Annotated in this window: 10 protein-coding genes, 1 tRNA gene and 1 pseudogene; 2 read left to right on the forward strand and 10 right to left on the reverse strand. The window is 68.9% G+C overall.

The features are described from left to right. Nucleotides 1–542: 542 nt before the first annotated feature. The 8 genes from BM314_RS23570 to BM314_RS23605 form a co-directional block, all read right to left on the reverse strand. Nucleotides 543–1,343 carry an alpha/beta fold hydrolase gene (locus tag BM314_RS23570; protein WP_091980600.1) on the reverse strand — a complete coding sequence of 267 codons (801 nt, stop codon included), beginning with the start codon at nt 1,341–1,343 and terminating at the stop codon, nt 543–545. Between the two features lie 140 nt (nt 1,344–1,483). Continuing rightward, on the reverse strand, nt 1,484–2,833 hold the full coding sequence (locus tag BM314_RS23575) for an MFS transporter (RefSeq protein ID WP_020096251.1): 1,350 nt from the start codon (nt 2,831–2,833) through the stop codon (nt 1,484–1,486). A gap of 173 nt (nt 2,834–3,006) precedes the next feature. Then, entirely contained in the window at nt 3,007–3,813 is an 807-nt protein-coding gene (locus BM314_RS23580) for an enoyl-CoA hydratase/isomerase family protein (RefSeq protein WP_020096249.1), read from the reverse strand. A 43-nt stretch (nt 3,814–3,856) separates the two neighbouring features. After that, nucleotides 3,857–5,416 (reverse strand): AMP-binding protein, encoded by a 1,560-nt coding sequence (locus tag BM314_RS23585; RefSeq protein WP_056531127.1) that lies wholly within the window; start codon nt 5,414–5,416, stop codon nt 3,857–3,859. Beyond that, nucleotides 5,409–5,942: a (2Fe-2S)-binding protein gene (locus tag BM314_RS23590; RefSeq protein WP_042669571.1), complete on the reverse strand. Its 534-nt coding sequence runs from the start codon at nt 5,940–5,942 to the stop codon at nt 5,409–5,411. The genes BM314_RS23585 and BM314_RS23590 overlap by 8 nt, the downstream gene beginning before the upstream one ends. Beyond that, nucleotides 5,930–6,793, reverse strand: a complete 864-nt coding sequence (locus BM314_RS23595; RefSeq protein WP_020096246.1) for an FAD binding domain-containing protein — start codon at nt 6,791–6,793, stop codon at nt 5,930–5,932. The genes BM314_RS23590 and BM314_RS23595 overlap by 13 nt, the downstream gene beginning before the upstream one ends. Beyond that, nucleotides 6,790–9,762 (reverse strand): xanthine dehydrogenase family protein molybdopterin-binding subunit, encoded by a 2,973-nt coding sequence (locus BM314_RS23600; protein WP_091980603.1) that lies wholly within the window; start codon nt 9,760–9,762, stop codon nt 6,790–6,792. The genes BM314_RS23595 and BM314_RS23600 overlap by 4 nt, the downstream gene beginning before the upstream one ends. Nucleotides 9,763–9,899: 137 nt before the next feature. Next, a complete protein-coding gene (locus BM314_RS23605) occupies nt 9,900–10,757 on the reverse strand; it encodes a helix-turn-helix domain-containing protein (protein WP_020096244.1) in 858 nt (285 codons plus the stop codon). Nucleotides 10,758–11,232: 475 nt separating this feature from the next. On the opposite strand from BM314_RS23605, the gene BM314_RS23610 reads away from it, so the two are divergent. Beyond that, nucleotides 11,233–12,261, forward strand: a complete 1,029-nt coding sequence (locus BM314_RS23610) for an IS110 family RNA-guided transposase (protein ID WP_091980604.1) — start codon at nt 11,233–11,235, stop codon at nt 12,259–12,261. A gap of 252 nt (nt 12,262–12,513) precedes the next feature. Beyond that, nucleotides 12,514–12,696 (forward strand): annotated as a pseudogene (locus BM314_RS31050) (integrase core domain-containing protein); the annotation flags it as partial. A 151-nt stretch (nt 12,697–12,847) separates the two neighbouring features. Here the strand turns inward: BM314_RS31050 and BM314_RS23615 are convergent. Together BM314_RS23615 and BM314_RS23620 are read right to left on the reverse strand one after the other, a co-directional pair. Continuing rightward, nucleotides 12,848–12,923, reverse strand: a tRNA-Ile gene (locus BM314_RS23615). A 37-nt stretch (nt 12,924–12,960) separates the two neighbouring features. Continuing rightward, a complete protein-coding gene (locus BM314_RS23620; protein ID WP_091980607.1) occupies nt 12,961–13,650 on the reverse strand; it encodes a DNA glycosylase family protein in 690 nt (229 codons plus the stop codon). Nucleotides 13,651–13,784 lie beyond the last annotated feature (134 nt).

Consider the following 13,784-nt stretch of genomic DNA (forward strand, 5'->3'; position numbering starts at 1 on the left):
CTGAGCCGGCGGCCTGCTCGGATCATGCATTTCGCAGAATCGCGATCTTAGGCCCGTAGGTCCGCTTCAATGTGCGGCAGGTGCAGAACTTTGCAACGGCATTGCACGTGCTGACCACGAACGCAGTGAAATGCGGAGCACTACGGGCTGTGTTGGCCAATTCGCCGTGACGCGGGAGGTAGTGGCCGAAGATGGCGTGGCATAGCAGCATGATCTAGGCCTCACACCTGAACGAACAAATGGCGCTCACCTCAAGCAGGCCAATGCCTGGCTTCCCTTGTGAGTATGCATGTGGCCGACGTTCGCTTTCATGCCTTGCTGGCCGAAATTCGATAGACAGAAAACCACTCATCGAAGACGTTCACAGAAGTGCTTCGTGATGGAAAATGCTGGCCGGAAGCGGAAAGGCGATTTGCGGAAGTGCGGGACATATAGCGGACGTGGCGTTTCGGCCTCTCGCAGAATCGCGAACTGAAGATGTGCTTCTGTTGTCGGAGACAGCTCCGTCATTCATCATAGCGCCGTCAGGATTGTGTAGGTCCTTAGCCTGGTTCGTCTTTCAGGACATGCTCGACGAAAGCCGAGATGAGAGCGACCGTGTCCGCGAAAGCTTCGCGATGTGGTTCATGTCCGACACCCGGCATCTCACGGACTGTGAGCAGGCTGGGTGGACATGATCTGCGGGCTGCAGCGATCTGGGCTTGCGTCCCGTAGGCGTCCTCGGTTCCCTGTATAAGTGTCACGGGGACGGTCAGGCGTGTCAGCGCAGCCTCGATCGTCCATCCGCGCCGGGCCGGATCCAGCCATGCGTCGTTCCAGCCACGGAAGGCCCCTTCGACATCGGTGTGCCAGCGGCCGAGGCGGGTCCTCAAGAGCCCCCGCTCGTAGGCGGCTCGGGTTCGCCGGATCGCGGACAGCGTGACCTCCTCCACGAAGAAATGCGGTGCCATCAGCACACCGCCCCGCAGGCGGGCATCGCCTTCCGCCAAGGCGAGAGCGGCGATCGAGGCGCCGTCGGAGTGGCCGATCATCACGCCGCTCCTGAAATCTGCGGCGTCGAGTAACCGCGGGAGGACTGTGCGGGCCTCGTGCTCGAGATAATCGGCCGGGCGAGGCAAGGGCACCGGGCTCGACGCGCCATATCCCTGGCGGGAGACGGCCAGGACACCGCACTCTGTCGTTTGGGCGAGGGTCTCGGGCAGGGCGCCCCATTGCATCGCCGAACCGAGGCCTTCGTGGAGCAACACAAGCGTGGGGGCCACCTCCGGCTGTCGACCGACGAAATGATATTCCAGTCGACCATCGCCGAGATCGAAGAAGCCGGAGGATTGCAGACGAGCCATTTCATCGCTCCCACCGGGATTCGACCAGCACGTATCGTCCTTCCCTCGGAATAGGGAAGGACGGACTGGTCAAGGGCGTGCAGGCGGAGGACCAGCAGAACGCTCGCCCTGGGAGGTGGCTCCGCCTGCATGGGGGGCCGTCACGCCCGGTCGAGGTTGCCCTGCGTCTCCGGAGTGATAACGGCGCCAACGAGATAGACTAGCGTGACGCATGTCATCACGACCGTCAGCACCATCGGGATCTGCGTCGGCCCATCGGCGATGAGGGAGACGAACGTCGGCAGCATGCCGCCCAGCGCGAAGCCGATATTCCAGGTCAGGCCCGTCCCCGTGGCCCGTACCGCCGTCGGGAATTTTTCATTGAGGAAGATCAACAGCGGCGCGTAGCTGGCGTTGGCGATGAGCGAGAGAAGGAAGGCACAGGCCGCGACCCCCATGAGGCTCGTCGTGTTCGCCATGGTCAGGAAGAGAACGGGAAAGGCGAACAGGCGGATGACTCCCATCAGCAAGAACGACCGCTTGCGCCCGATATGCTGGCTCAGTTCGCCCATGCCGCAGGCGCCGATCGCCGCCGCCACGTTGGCGCCGATCAGGATCATCGAGGCGGTGGCGTTCGGTACGCCGTTCACGAGCTTGAGGAGGGTCGGCAGGTAGCCGGACGTGAGGTAGTAGGCCGCGCCGCCGCCGAAGGAGATGAGCGTCGCGACCGCGAAGCTTCCCCGGTTGGACGGCGAGAACAGCGAGCGGATCGGCGAGGCCTTCGTCGGAGCACCCTCCCGGAGCGCGGCCTTGCGGGCCTGCAGTTCCTTGAAGATCGGGGATTCCTCGAGGTTGCGGAAGAGGATCAGGCCGATCACCGAGGTCAGTAGGCCCGAGAAGAACATCACCCGCCAGCCCCAGTCGGCGAAGGCCTCGCCCGGCGCCATGAGCGAGACGAGATAGAAGACCAGGGAGGCCAGGAGGCCGCCGATGGCCGAGCCCCCGCTGCCGACCGCCCCGGACATCAGCCCCCGCCACCGCTCCGGCACAGATTCCGTACCGATCGTGTGGGATGCCGCAACGACACCGCCGACGAAGACGCCCTGGACGAGGCGGAAGAATAGGAAGATCGCGGTGGCGAGCCATCCGATCTGGCCGACCGTCGGCAGGAGGCCGAAGACCGCCGTCGACAGGCCGACGCCGATCACCGCCACCATGAGGGCGCGGCGGCGGCCGAAGCGGTCCGCATAGGAGCCGAACAGGGCGGAGCCGAGGGGCCGGATCAGCAGCGTGACCGCGAAGGAGGCATAGGCTCCGGCCAGCGACAGCATCGGCTTGTCCGCCGGGAAGAACAAGGTGCCGACGACCGGCGCCACGTAGAGCAGAATGAACAGGTCGAAGAGATCGAGCCCCCAGCCGAACAGCGAGGCCATGGCGGCCGTCGCCGTCTGCCGACCGGTGGGCCTGGCGAGGGCGGGGGGATCGGATGCGAAGGTGGCGGCGGTCTGCATGGGGTTCCTCCGGGGGATGCGGTCGTTGCCGCGGTGGGGCCGGTTCGGGCTCTGGGTCTGGATGGGAGCCATTCGGGCGCGCGCCGTCGTTTCCCGCCTGGGCGGGATCGAAGCGATGCGGTGAAGGTCACGGGATGGGGGGAGCCGCTATGCAGCCCCCCGGCGCGGCCGGGCTATGAGCCGGTGAAGCGCGGCGCGCGCTTGGCGTGGAACGCTTCGACGCCCTCGCGGAAGTCATCGGCCTGCCGCAGGCGGCTGTAGCAATGCCCTTCGAGCTCGATGGCGATGGAGAGGCTCGCATCCTCGGTGTCGTTGAGGAGCTTCTTGGCGGTGCGCTGGGCGATGGGGGAGAAGGCGCGCAATTCGTCGACCAGCGCGTCGGTGGCCTTCTCCAGGTCCGCGTCGGCCACGCATTCGGTGGCGATGCCCCAGTCGAGGGCCTGCCGTCCGGGGATGCGCTTGGAGCGCATCACGATGTCCTTGGTCCGGGTGATGCCAACGATCTTCTGGAGACGGGCCGAGCCGCCGGAGCCGGGAATCTGCCCGAGCTTCTGCTCGGGCAGGGCGTAACGGCAGGTCTCGGAGACGATGCGGAAGTCGCAGGCCAGCGAGATCTCGAAGCCGACGCCGAACGTATAGCCCCGGTTGGCGGCGATGACGGGCTTCGAGCAGCGGGCCGGCGCCGCCATGTTCCAGGCGAGCTTCGAGACGTGCTCGGGCGAGGCGTCGAGGAAGCCCTTGATGTAGCCCCCCGACGAGAAGTGTTCGCCCTCCGCCCGCAGGACGATGACCCGCACGCGGGGATCCTCGTCCAGCGCCTCGAACACCTTACGGATCTCGTCGCGCTGGGGCATCGCAATGACGTTCATGGGCGGCCGCGCCAGGATCACGTCGGCGCGCTCGCGCTCCGAGTCGATCTCGACGCGGAACCCGTCGAGGTTCGTCAGGCGCGGGTCGATGGTGTGGGTGTCGCTCGTCATGGGTTTGGTCTCTCGCTTGTGATTCGGAGTGGGGGCGGGACCGTCAGGCAGCCTCGTGACCTTCGGCATGGGGCTCGGCCCCGCCTTCCAGGACGTACTCGCCGGCCACGAGTTGGCGGCGCAGCAGCTTGCCGACCGGCGATTTCGGGATCTCGTCCACGAAGACGTAGCGGCGCGGCAGCTTGTGACTCGGCAGGCCGCCGGCCCGGCAATGGGCGTCGAGCGCCGCCGCGTCGGTGCTGCCGCTCCGCTTGATGAAGGCCGCGACGATCCGGCCCCAGCGCTCGTCGGGCAGGCCGACGACGGCGACTTCGGACACCGCCGGATGCAGGGACAGGCGGCTCTCGATCTCGACGGGCGAGACGTTCTCGCCTCCGGTGATGATCATGTCGTCCACCCGCCCGGTGACGTAGAGGTCGCCGTCGGCGTCGGCGAAGCCGGTGTCGCCGGTGAAGTACCAGCCGTCGCGGAAGGCCTTGGCGTCGGCCTCGGGGCGATGCCAGTAGCCCTCGAAGGCTTCGTCGCCCTTGGCGATGACGGCGATCTCGCCCTCCTCGCCCGGCGCGGCGGTCCGGCTAGGATCGCCCCCCAGGGACACGACACGTACCATGGTGTTGAGGCCCGCCCGCCCGGCCGAGCCGGGCTTAACCGCCGCCTCGTGGTTGATCGTGAAGGTGTAGACCTCCGACGAGCCGTAATGATTGACGAAGAGGTCCGGCCGGAACGCCTCGGTCAGGCGGGCGAGCAGGCCGTCCGTCATCGGTGCCCCGGCGAAGCCGAGCTTGCGCACGGAGGTCGTGTTGGTCGCCTGGAAATCCCGGTGGTGCACGAGGTCGTGGTAGAGGGTCGGCACGAGGTAGAGGTTGGTGATCCGCTCGGCCGCGATCAGCCGCAGCGCCCCCGCCACATCGAACCGGGGAAGGCAGACGAAGGTCCCGCCGATCAGCGACATGGCGAGGAGCGAGCGCACCCCCATCGTGTGGTAGAGTGGCATCACGCCGAGCGTGCGCTCGCCGCGCCCGTAGAGGTTTTGCGCTACATGGGCCACGGCCGCCGCGCGCTCCGCCCGGTGTCGCCGTGGGACCCCCTTGGGCTTGGCGGTGGTGCCGGAGGTGTAGAGCATCAGCGAGATCGCCTCCGCGTCGGCCCGGGGCGTCGCCGACGGCCCCTCGGTGGCGGCGAGGTCGGCGAAGGCCGTCTCGCCGGGGCCGGGTGGCGTGCCGACGGCGATGCGCGGGATCAGCTGCGATGCCGCGCTCTCACGCAGGCTCGCGGCCGAGACCGGTTCGTAGGCGATGGCGCGGGCTTCCGCGTTCTCGATCGCGAAATCGATCTCCTCGGCCTTGGCCCGCCAGTTGATTGGCGTGATCACGACTCCCGAGAATTGGCAGGCCCAGTGCAGGGTCGCCGCCTCGTGCCGGTTCTGAAGGACCGTGACGAGGTGGTCGCCGGGCTTCAGCCCGAGCCGGTCGAGCCCGGCCACGGTCGCAGAAATGACCCCGAACCACTCCGCGTAGGTCAGCCGGGTCTCCCCGTCGACAAGGGCCAGGGCCCAGGGATCGCGGGAGACGCTCGCGAGGAAGCTGGTGCCGAGATCAAGCATGGGCGGCCTCCGGGGATGACGGGGCCGGGATGTCGCCCCTGAGTTCCGCAGCCGCCTCCAGGGCGGCCTCGATGATCGGCGCGTAGCCGGTACAGCGGCAGAGATGGCCCCCGATCACTTCCGTGATCTCTCGTCGTGACGGGTTCGGCCGGAGCGCGAGATAGGCGTCGAGTGACATCAGGATGCCGGCGGTGCAGAAGCCGCATTGCAGGGCGTGCCGCCGCCGGAAGGCCACCTGCAGCACCCCGAGGCGGCCAGGCTCCGGGGCCAGACCCTCGACGGTCCGCACGGCACAGCCCTCGACCCCCACCGCGAGGGTCAGGCAGGCCCGGGCGGGCACCCCGTCGATGGACACCGTACAGGCGCCGCAGACGCCGTGCTCGCAGCCGACATGCGTGCCCGTGGCCCCAAGTCCGTGGCGCAGGGCGTCGGTCAGCAGGGTGCGGGTCTCGACTTCGACCGCGGTCTCGCGCCCGTTGAGGGTGAAGGCGACCGTGTGACGGTCCTGCGCGTCTAGCTGTGGCATGGCACGGCCTCCTGATGGGTGTCGCCGCGGGCGACCTTGGCGGCTTGTTCCAGCACCCGGCGGCCGAGGCTGCGCACGAGGTCGCGGCGGTAGCGGGCGGTGGCGTGGAGGTCGTCCCCCGCGCCGAGGTCCCAGGCGAAGGCGTTGAGGGCATCGTCGAGCGCCGAGCCGTCGAGGTGGGGGAAGTCGCGGGCTGTGGGCCGGTCGGCGACGCCGCCGACAGCGAGCCGCATCCGGGTGCCGTCCACCACGGCGGCGCAGGCGACGATCGCGTAGTCGCCGTGTCGCCGCCCGATCTCAGCGAAGGCCGTGCCGGTGCCCTCCCGCCGCAGCGGATAGGCGATGGCCTCGATCATCTCGTCGTCGGCCCGGTCAGTGACCATCATGCCAGCGAAGAAGGTCTCCGCCGCGACGCGCCGGACCTTTCGCCGGTTGCGCAGATGCACCTCGCCCTGGAGCGCCACGAGGCAGAGGGGAATCTCTGCGCTCGGGTCGGCATGGGCGACGGAGCCACACAGTGTCCCCCGTGCCCGGGTCTGGATGTGCCCGACCCACGGCAGGGCGGCGGCCAGCAGCGGCAAGTCCCGGGCGAGCCCCGGCCGGTCGAGCAGGATCGCCTGCCGCACGCCCGCCGGGATAACGAGGGCCCCCTTGTCGAGGCGAGGCTCCTTGAGAGCGGGGATGCGCATCACGTCGACGAGCACGGCGGGCTTCGTCAGCCGCATGTTGAGCATCGGCATCAGGGACTGGCCGCCCGCGATGATCCGGGCCTCGGGGCCGTGCTGGCGCAGGGCTTCGAGGGCGTCGTCCACGGACGTGGCGCGCAGATAGGCGAAGGGCGCGGGTTTCATGCGGACACCCCCAGACGCGCGAGGAGCCATCGCAGGGCGGCCGGGAGGCGGAGCCCGCGCTTGCCGGACCCGCCGGCTCGCCGGGCGAGGGCCGTGAAGAACCCGCCGATGATCACCCGCGCGGCCCCGTCGAGGAGGCGTCCGCCCACCGCCGCGACCTTGCCGCCCACCGCCGCCTCGTAGACGTAGGCGATCCGCGTGCCCCCCGAGCCATCGGGCTCCAGGGTCAAACGGCCGGTGCCGCCGCCGCTGCCGAGGCCGCCCGTCACCGTGCCGGTGAGCGTCACCGCCCGGGGCTCATCGAGATCGGAGAGGATCACCTCGGCCTTGTAGCGACCCTTCACTGGACCGACGCCGAGGGTGACGTCGGCCCGGAACCTTGTGTCGGAGAGCTTCCGCACCCCATGCGAACCGGGAATGATGGAGGCGAGCACGTCCGGGTCGAGGAGCATCGCCCAAACCGTCTCCGGCGGGGCAGTGACGGTGGCCGCGCCGTCGCCGCGCAGGGTCCGGTCGCCCGCCTTCGCGGCGGCCTTCGCGGCTCGACCGGCCGGCGGCGCCGGCTCGTCGCCCCCTGCCGCGAGGGCGGCGAGCTTGGCAGGCGTCAGGGGCAGGTCGATGGCCTCGAGGTCGAGGGCGTCGGCCACCGCGTTGGCGAGGCAGACCGGCGTCGACATGCAGTTTCCCTCACCGACCCCCTTCGCGCCGAGCGGCGTGAAGGGAGACGGGCTCTCGACGTGCAGGATGCGCAGGTCCGGCACCTCGGTCGCGGTGGGCAGGAGGTAATCGGCGAAGGTGCCGGACAGGAAGGCGCCGTCGTCGCCGTAGGCGAGTTCCTCGTAGACTGCCGCGCCGAGCGCCTGCGCGAAGCCGCCGCGCACCTGGCCCTCGACCATGCCCGGGTGCAGTACGCGCCCGCAATCGTGCATCGAGACGTAGCGGTCGATGGCGATTTTCCCCGTGACCCGGTCGATCTCCAGGCCGCAGATGTCGAAGATGAAGCCGTGGCAGAGGGAGGAATTGATATGGTCCTCCGCGTCCGGAGCGGTCAGCTCCGGGGGCGTCCAGAACACCGTCTCGCGGATCACCGCGCCGAGATCCTCGGGCACGAGGCCCGGCGACCAGTGGCTCGTGGCGGCCACCCGCGCGAAGGGCAGGCCTGCATCCGGGTTCAATCGCGAGGCGATGCGCCCACCCGCGAAGAGCAGGTCCTCGGGACGTAGGTTCAACTGAGCCGCCGCGATCCGCGCGAGCCTGTCGCGCAGGCGGGTGGCGGCGAGGTGCGCGACCCCCGCCACGGCGGCGGCGAAGCGGCTCGCATAGTTGCCGGAGGCAATGGACCATGCGTCCTTGGCGGTGTCGAGGTCGGCCGTGACCCGGACCTGCTCCATCGGGAGGCCGAGGACGTCGGCCACCACCTGGGCCAGCACTGTCCGGTGCCCTTGGCCCTGCGGCACCGAAGCGACCTGCACCGTCACCGAGCCGACCGGATCGAGGGTGATGGTGGCGGTCGATTGCGCGCCGTTCTTCGGCCCGGCCTTGGTGCGCTCCTCCGCCGTCAGGACGGTGGTGATGTAGCCCATGTTGGAGACGCTGGGCTCGACCGCCGCCGTCAGGCCGATCCCATAGAGGCGGCCCTCGGCGCGGGCGGCGTCCCGTCGCCGCTTCAACTCGACGAGCCCGCCATCCCGGGCGGCTTCGTCGAGGGCGCGCTGGTAATTGCCGGAATCGTAGAGAGCGCCTGTCGCGGTGCGGTAGGGAAAGGCGTCGGCCGGGATTAGGTTTGCCCGGATCACCGCGAAGGGATCGAGGCCCAGCGTCACGGCGATGCGCTGCATCAGCCGTTCGAGCGGATAGTAAACCTGCGGCCCGCCAAAGCCGCGCACGAGGCCGGTCGGGGTCTTGTTGGTGAGCACCACCCGGTTGCGTACGGCGACGTTGCGGATGGCGTAGGCGCCGGTGAGGTTGCCGTGCATCCGGTAGAGCGTGGCGGGTTCGGGCGCCCGCAGGTAGGCGCCGCAATCCTCGACCTGATCCCAATCGAGAGCGGTGACGCGCCCGTCCGCCTCGAAGGCGGCCCGGAGGGTCGTGACCCGGTTCGTGGCGGAGACGGAGGCCGAGAGGTGCTCCAGCCGGTCCTCGATCCACTTCACCGGCCGTCCCACGAGGCGGGCCGTGGCGGCGATCAGGACCGCGTAGGGGGCGACGCCCTGTTTCACCCCAAAGCTGCCGCCGGAATCCGGGGGCGTGCGCAGGCGCAGGCGGTTGCCCGGCACCTTGAGCGCCCGGGCAACGACCGCGTGAATGCTGAACGGCCCCTGGAAGTTCGCGAGCACGTCGTAGGAGTCGTCGGTGGGGTCGTAGGAAGCGACGACGCCGTAGGTCTCCATCGGCGAGCCGGTGTTGCGCGGGTAGCGCACGGTCACGGACAGGCTGTGCGGGCTATCTGCGAAGGCGACCTCGGGGTCACCGTAGCGGAAACGCCGGTCGCTCACGAGATTCGCGCCGACACCCTCGTGCAGGATCTCGCTGTCGGGGGCGAGGGCCGCCAGCGGGTCGACCACCGCCGGGCGGACCCGGTACTGAACCTCGATCAGGTCGCAGCCGTCCTCCGCGAGGTAGCGGTCGCGGGCGACGACGATAGCCACCGGCTCGCCGACATAGCGCACCCGGTCCACCGCGATGGCGCGGGCATCGACGGCCGCCCGCAGGGCGGGGACGAGACCGGTGGTGACGGCATCAAGGTCGCGGCCCGTGATCACGGCGGTGACGCCGGGCAGCGCCTTGGCCGCCTGGACGTCAATGGCGAGGATGTCCGCATGGGCGTGGGGCGAGCGCAGGATCGACGCGTGCAGCGTGCCGGGCCGCGTGCCGAGATCGTCGATGTAGCGGCCGAGCCCGGAGAGCAGGGCGGCGTCCTCAACGCGCTCTACGGACCGTCCGACATAGCTCGTTGACACGATGCCCAAGCCGCTTCCTCCACCGGACCTCTCGATGGGGTCCTTGTCGCGGGCAGAGTGACGGATCCGGGCGGGCGCCACGATGCCGAGGCATCTCGCGACTTACCCAAACGTCTCATTTTCGACGTGGCGGAGGGCCTTTGGCTTCACACGGCGGGTTGGCCGCTTCGCCGGACAATGCTGCGGAATACGCTTGGGGGCACGCTGACATGATCCCGGAAGAAGCGCGAGAAATGGGCAGGCGCGGCGAAGCCGAGGCGCGTGCCGATCGCCGCCAAGGATTCCTCGCTGCCCACGATCGACTCGACGGCCTGCTCGATGCGGATCGCGTTGAGGAAGACGTGGGGCGGAGCTCCGGTGGATTGCTCGAACAGGCGATAGAATTGCGCTCGGGAAAGGCCCGCCTCACGGGCCAGGGCCTCGATCCCCAACGTGGCACCGGGCTCGGCGCGCACTCGCGCGATAGTCCGCCGGATGCGCCAATCGCTGGCGTTGCGCCTGGCGGCGGCGCGGAGCGACTCGGCCTCCTCACGCCACGCGGTGAACCGCTCGATTACCGCGATCATCAGGCCCGACAGCAACTGATCCTGAATGTGCGAGGAGTGCGGCGCGTAGACCATCTCCGCAGCGAGGTCGTGCGCGAAGCGGCGGATCGTCGGGGTCACGCCGCCCAAGGGCTTTCCAAAGAAGCCAGGCGCCCCGCTCGCCGCCCAATTGCGCCGGAAAGCCCCCAGCCAGTCCGGCTCGATATAGAGGGCCAGGATCATCGCCTTGGCGCGGCGCGGATCATGGAGATAAGCGTGCGTTTCCCAGGCATTGACGAGCACGGCCTGTTCGTCGGTCAGCGCAACGACACGGTCCCCGACGAGGAACTCGGTGTCGTCCCCTTCGACCTTCAGAAGAACGTGGCAGTGCGGATGCGCGTGCCGAACAAGGCTCCGGTCCATGTCGAGGAGCGCCACGCGACCAAAGGTGCCATGAGCAATCTCGAGAGCCTCAGACATGCCTGCAAGTAGCATGATTCCGACGGCACAACCAGTTTCTGGCCGGCCGGCTGATCGCATAAAATACGCCGTGTCATCGCTCCGACGATCTTACGGGATAGCTGATTTCCGTTCCGAGCCTACCCATCAGTGCTATGGCACCATCGACTTTCAGGACATGCAATGTTCTCCGGCGCCAGTATCGATCGCTTCATTGCGGCAAACGACAGTTCCAGTTGATGCCGACACTGTCTGCTTGCCGCGAGGCGGGCAGCGCGCTCCAGCGGCGGGTATGGGCGCCAAGCCGAATGTCTGGTTTTACCCGCGATTGCGATCCAGCGTGTCGTAGTCTGGCCGATAATGGAACGGCTGCTTTGGAAATGGGGGGCAGAGAAAGCAGATGGGGTGGATGGCTCCCGCTCCGACTGACGGCATCTCGGTGCCAAGATGTGGTCGCTGTCGAAGCAGCAGCCACGCTCATGCAGGAGCCATCCCCATGGAGATCACCACCGTCGGCATCGATCTGGCCAAAAGCATCTTTCAGGTTCACGCCGTCGATGCAGCTGGGCACGTCGTCGTTCGGAAGGCGCTGCGGCGGGCGCAGGTCACGCCGTTCTTCGCCAAGCTGCCACGGTGCCTGATCGGCATGGAGGCGTGCGGCACAGCGCACCACTGGGCCCGGGAACTCATAAAGCTCGGCCATGACGTGCGGCTGATGCCGCCGGCTTACGTGAAGCCGTACGTCAAGCGCGGCAAGACCGATGCGAACGATGCCGCTGCCATCTGTGAGGCGGTGACGCGCCCGAGCATGCGCTTCGTGCCCGTGAAGGCGACCGAGCAGCAGGCGGCGCTGGCGCTGCACCGGACGCGCGACCTGCTGGTCAAGCAACGCACGCAGCTGGTGAACATGATCCGAGGCCTGCTCGCCGAGTTTGGGATCGAGATGGCGCGGGGCCTGCGGCACGCGCTCGAACTGGCGGCCCGGCTCTCGGCCGGAGACGCGGCCGAGGTGCCGCCGTTAGCCCAGCGCGTGGTGACCGGGTTGGCCGATCAGATCGGTGCCTTGCAGATTCAGCTCACCCGACTGGAGAAGGAGTTGCTCACCTGGCATCGAGACAGCGACCTGTCGCAGCGGCTTGCGACGATCCCGGGTGTCGGCATCGTGTCGGCAACCGCGCTGGCCGCCTCGGTGAGCGAGCCCGAGCGCTTCCGCTCCGGTCGGCAGTTCGCGGCCTCGTTGGGCCTGACACCGCTGCAGAACTGCAGTGGCGGCAAGGAGCGCCTGGGCCGGATCTCACGCATGGGCGACCGCTACCTGCGCCGGCTGCTCGTGGTCGGCATGACGTCTCTGATCCGGCGCGCGAAGACGACACCGACCTCGGTCGACCCGCGGCTGCCGGCGCTGCTGCAGCGTAAGCCAGTGCGCGTGGTGACTGTGGCGGCGGCCAATCGCACGGCGCGGGTCGCCTGGGCGATCATGACCCGCGGCGGCACCTACCGCGCACCGGCGGCCACGGCCGCCTGACAGCACGTAGAGGAGACGTTTCCAGGTTGCGAGGACGATGAGAGTTGATGGCAAACCGGTCAGACCGGGAGCCGGGACACCCCGCCGGCTGTCCAGGGCGTCATAGCCCGCAAAGCAGAGTGGGACCCAGCTCACGGATACCATCAGGGCCAGCAGTCAACATGAACGACTGCATCAACAGGCCGGACACAAGACTGCACCCGACCAACGCGTCAGAAGCTCAATTCGCCACTTGCAATGCGGGAGCCATCCACACAAGACGGCCGCCGACGCGACGAGTGCCTGAACGCGAACTGCGTCCCTGTCGCTGGCCGACATGAGGAACAAGATCGAGACGAGGCGGCGGCACTACAACGAGAGCGGTCCTCAGACCGCCCTGGGGTGGCCAACGGCCCAGGAATGGCCCGGGAAACGGCCTTGCAAGCCGCCCAATGAGACTTGGAAGCTCACCTTCCGGCCGGATCAAGATCTGGGCGACCCTCAGGAACGTCGTCGCCCATGTTAGGCAATTTGTGATGCATCCCGGCCCGATTGCAAGCGAGATGGTCGACGATCTTTAAGCGTTTGCAGCGCCTTAGCTAATTGGTGGTGGGCCCGGCAGGACTCGAACCTGCAACCAGACCGTTATGAGCGGCCGGCTCTAACCATTGAGCTACGGGCCCGGGAGGCGCCGACGGATAGCCGATCTCCGGCCGGCCGTCACCCGGATTTCGCCGTGCCGCGGGGGCGCCGGGCCCAGGGCGCCGGTTCCGTTCGGGTCGGCAGGTCCGCCGGTAGGTCCGCCGGTGCGGGCGCCGTGTCCTTGATCCACCACAGGTAGCGGGCCAGGATCGAGCGGTACGGCGCGAAGGCGGCCGCCACCGCGGCGGTGTCGGCCTGTGCGGTGAGGCGGCGCAGGCAGCCCACCGCCGCCACGTCGCCCGCGGGCCAGATGTCCGGGTCGTGGAAGTGGAAGATGCCGACCATGTCGGCCGTCCAGGGGCCGACGCCGCGGATGCCGCACAGGATCGCCGCCCGCTCGGGATGCGGCAGGGCGGCGAGGCCCGGCCCGAGGAGGCCCGCCGTCTCGGCCGCCACGATCGCCCCGAGCGCCCGCACCTTGTTGCCCGAGAGGCCGCAGGCCCGCAGCAGCGCCGCGTCCCCGGCCTCGAACAGGCCCCTCGGGCTCGCGCCCGCCGCCGCGGCCGCGGCCTCGATCCGGGCCCAGATCGCCGCCGCCGCCCGGACGGAGAGCTGCTGGTTGACCACCTCGACGAACAGGCGGTCGGCGACGCACGGATGCGCCGGCGGCTCGATCCGGATCGGACCGGCCCGCTCGAGGGCGGCCCGCAGCGGCGGATGGGCGCGCGCCGCGTCCAGGAGATGGGCGTAGATGGCGGGATCCAGCATCGCCGCAGCCTTACCGGCCCGTGCGGCTTCCCGGAAGCGGGCCCGAGTCGGGCTGGAAGCGGGCCCGAAGCGGCGGTGCGGCCGCGCGCCCCGCGCCGGCCGGCCTGGACGGGACGCGCCCGCGGCCCAGGTCT

It is taken from the genome of Methylobacterium sp. 13MFTsu3.1M2, assembly GCF_900112625.1.
Classification (GTDB): domain Bacteria; phylum Pseudomonadota; class Alphaproteobacteria; order Rhizobiales; family Beijerinckiaceae; genus Methylobacterium.

Excerpts from the sequence above, each read along its gene's own strand:
- BM314_RS23570 (WP_091980600.1), bottom strand. The coding sequence starts at position 1,343 with ATGGCTCGTCTGCAATCCTCCGGCTTCTTCGATCTCGGCGATGGTCGA.
- BM314_RS23575 (WP_020096251.1), bottom strand. The coding sequence starts at position 2,833 with ATGCAGACCGCCGCCACCTTCGCATCCGATCCCCCCGCCCTCGCCAGG.
- BM314_RS23580 (WP_020096249.1), bottom strand. The coding sequence starts at position 3,813 with ATGACGAGCGACACCCACACCATCGACCCGCGCCTGACGAACCTCGAC.
- BM314_RS23585 (WP_056531127.1), bottom strand. The coding sequence starts at position 5,416 with ATGCTTGATCTCGGCACCAGCTTCCTCGCGAGCGTCTCCCGCGATCCC.
- BM314_RS23590 (WP_042669571.1), bottom strand. The coding sequence starts at position 5,942 with ATGCCACAGCTAGACGCGCAGGACCGTCACACGGTCGCCTTCACCCTC.
- BM314_RS23595 (WP_020096246.1), bottom strand. The coding sequence starts at position 6,793 with ATGAAACCCGCGCCCTTCGCCTATCTGCGCGCCACGTCCGTGGACGAC.
- BM314_RS23605 (WP_020096244.1), bottom strand. The coding sequence starts at position 10,757 with ATGTCTGAGGCTCTCGAGATTGCTCATGGCACCTTTGGTCGCGTGGCG.
- BM314_RS23610 (WP_091980604.1), top strand. The coding sequence starts at position 11,233 with ATGGAGATCACCACCGTCGGCATCGATCTGGCCAAAAGCATCTTTCAG.
- BM314_RS23620 (WP_091980607.1), bottom strand. The coding sequence starts at position 13,650 with ATGCTGGATCCCGCCATCTACGCCCATCTCCTGGACGCGGCGCGCGCC.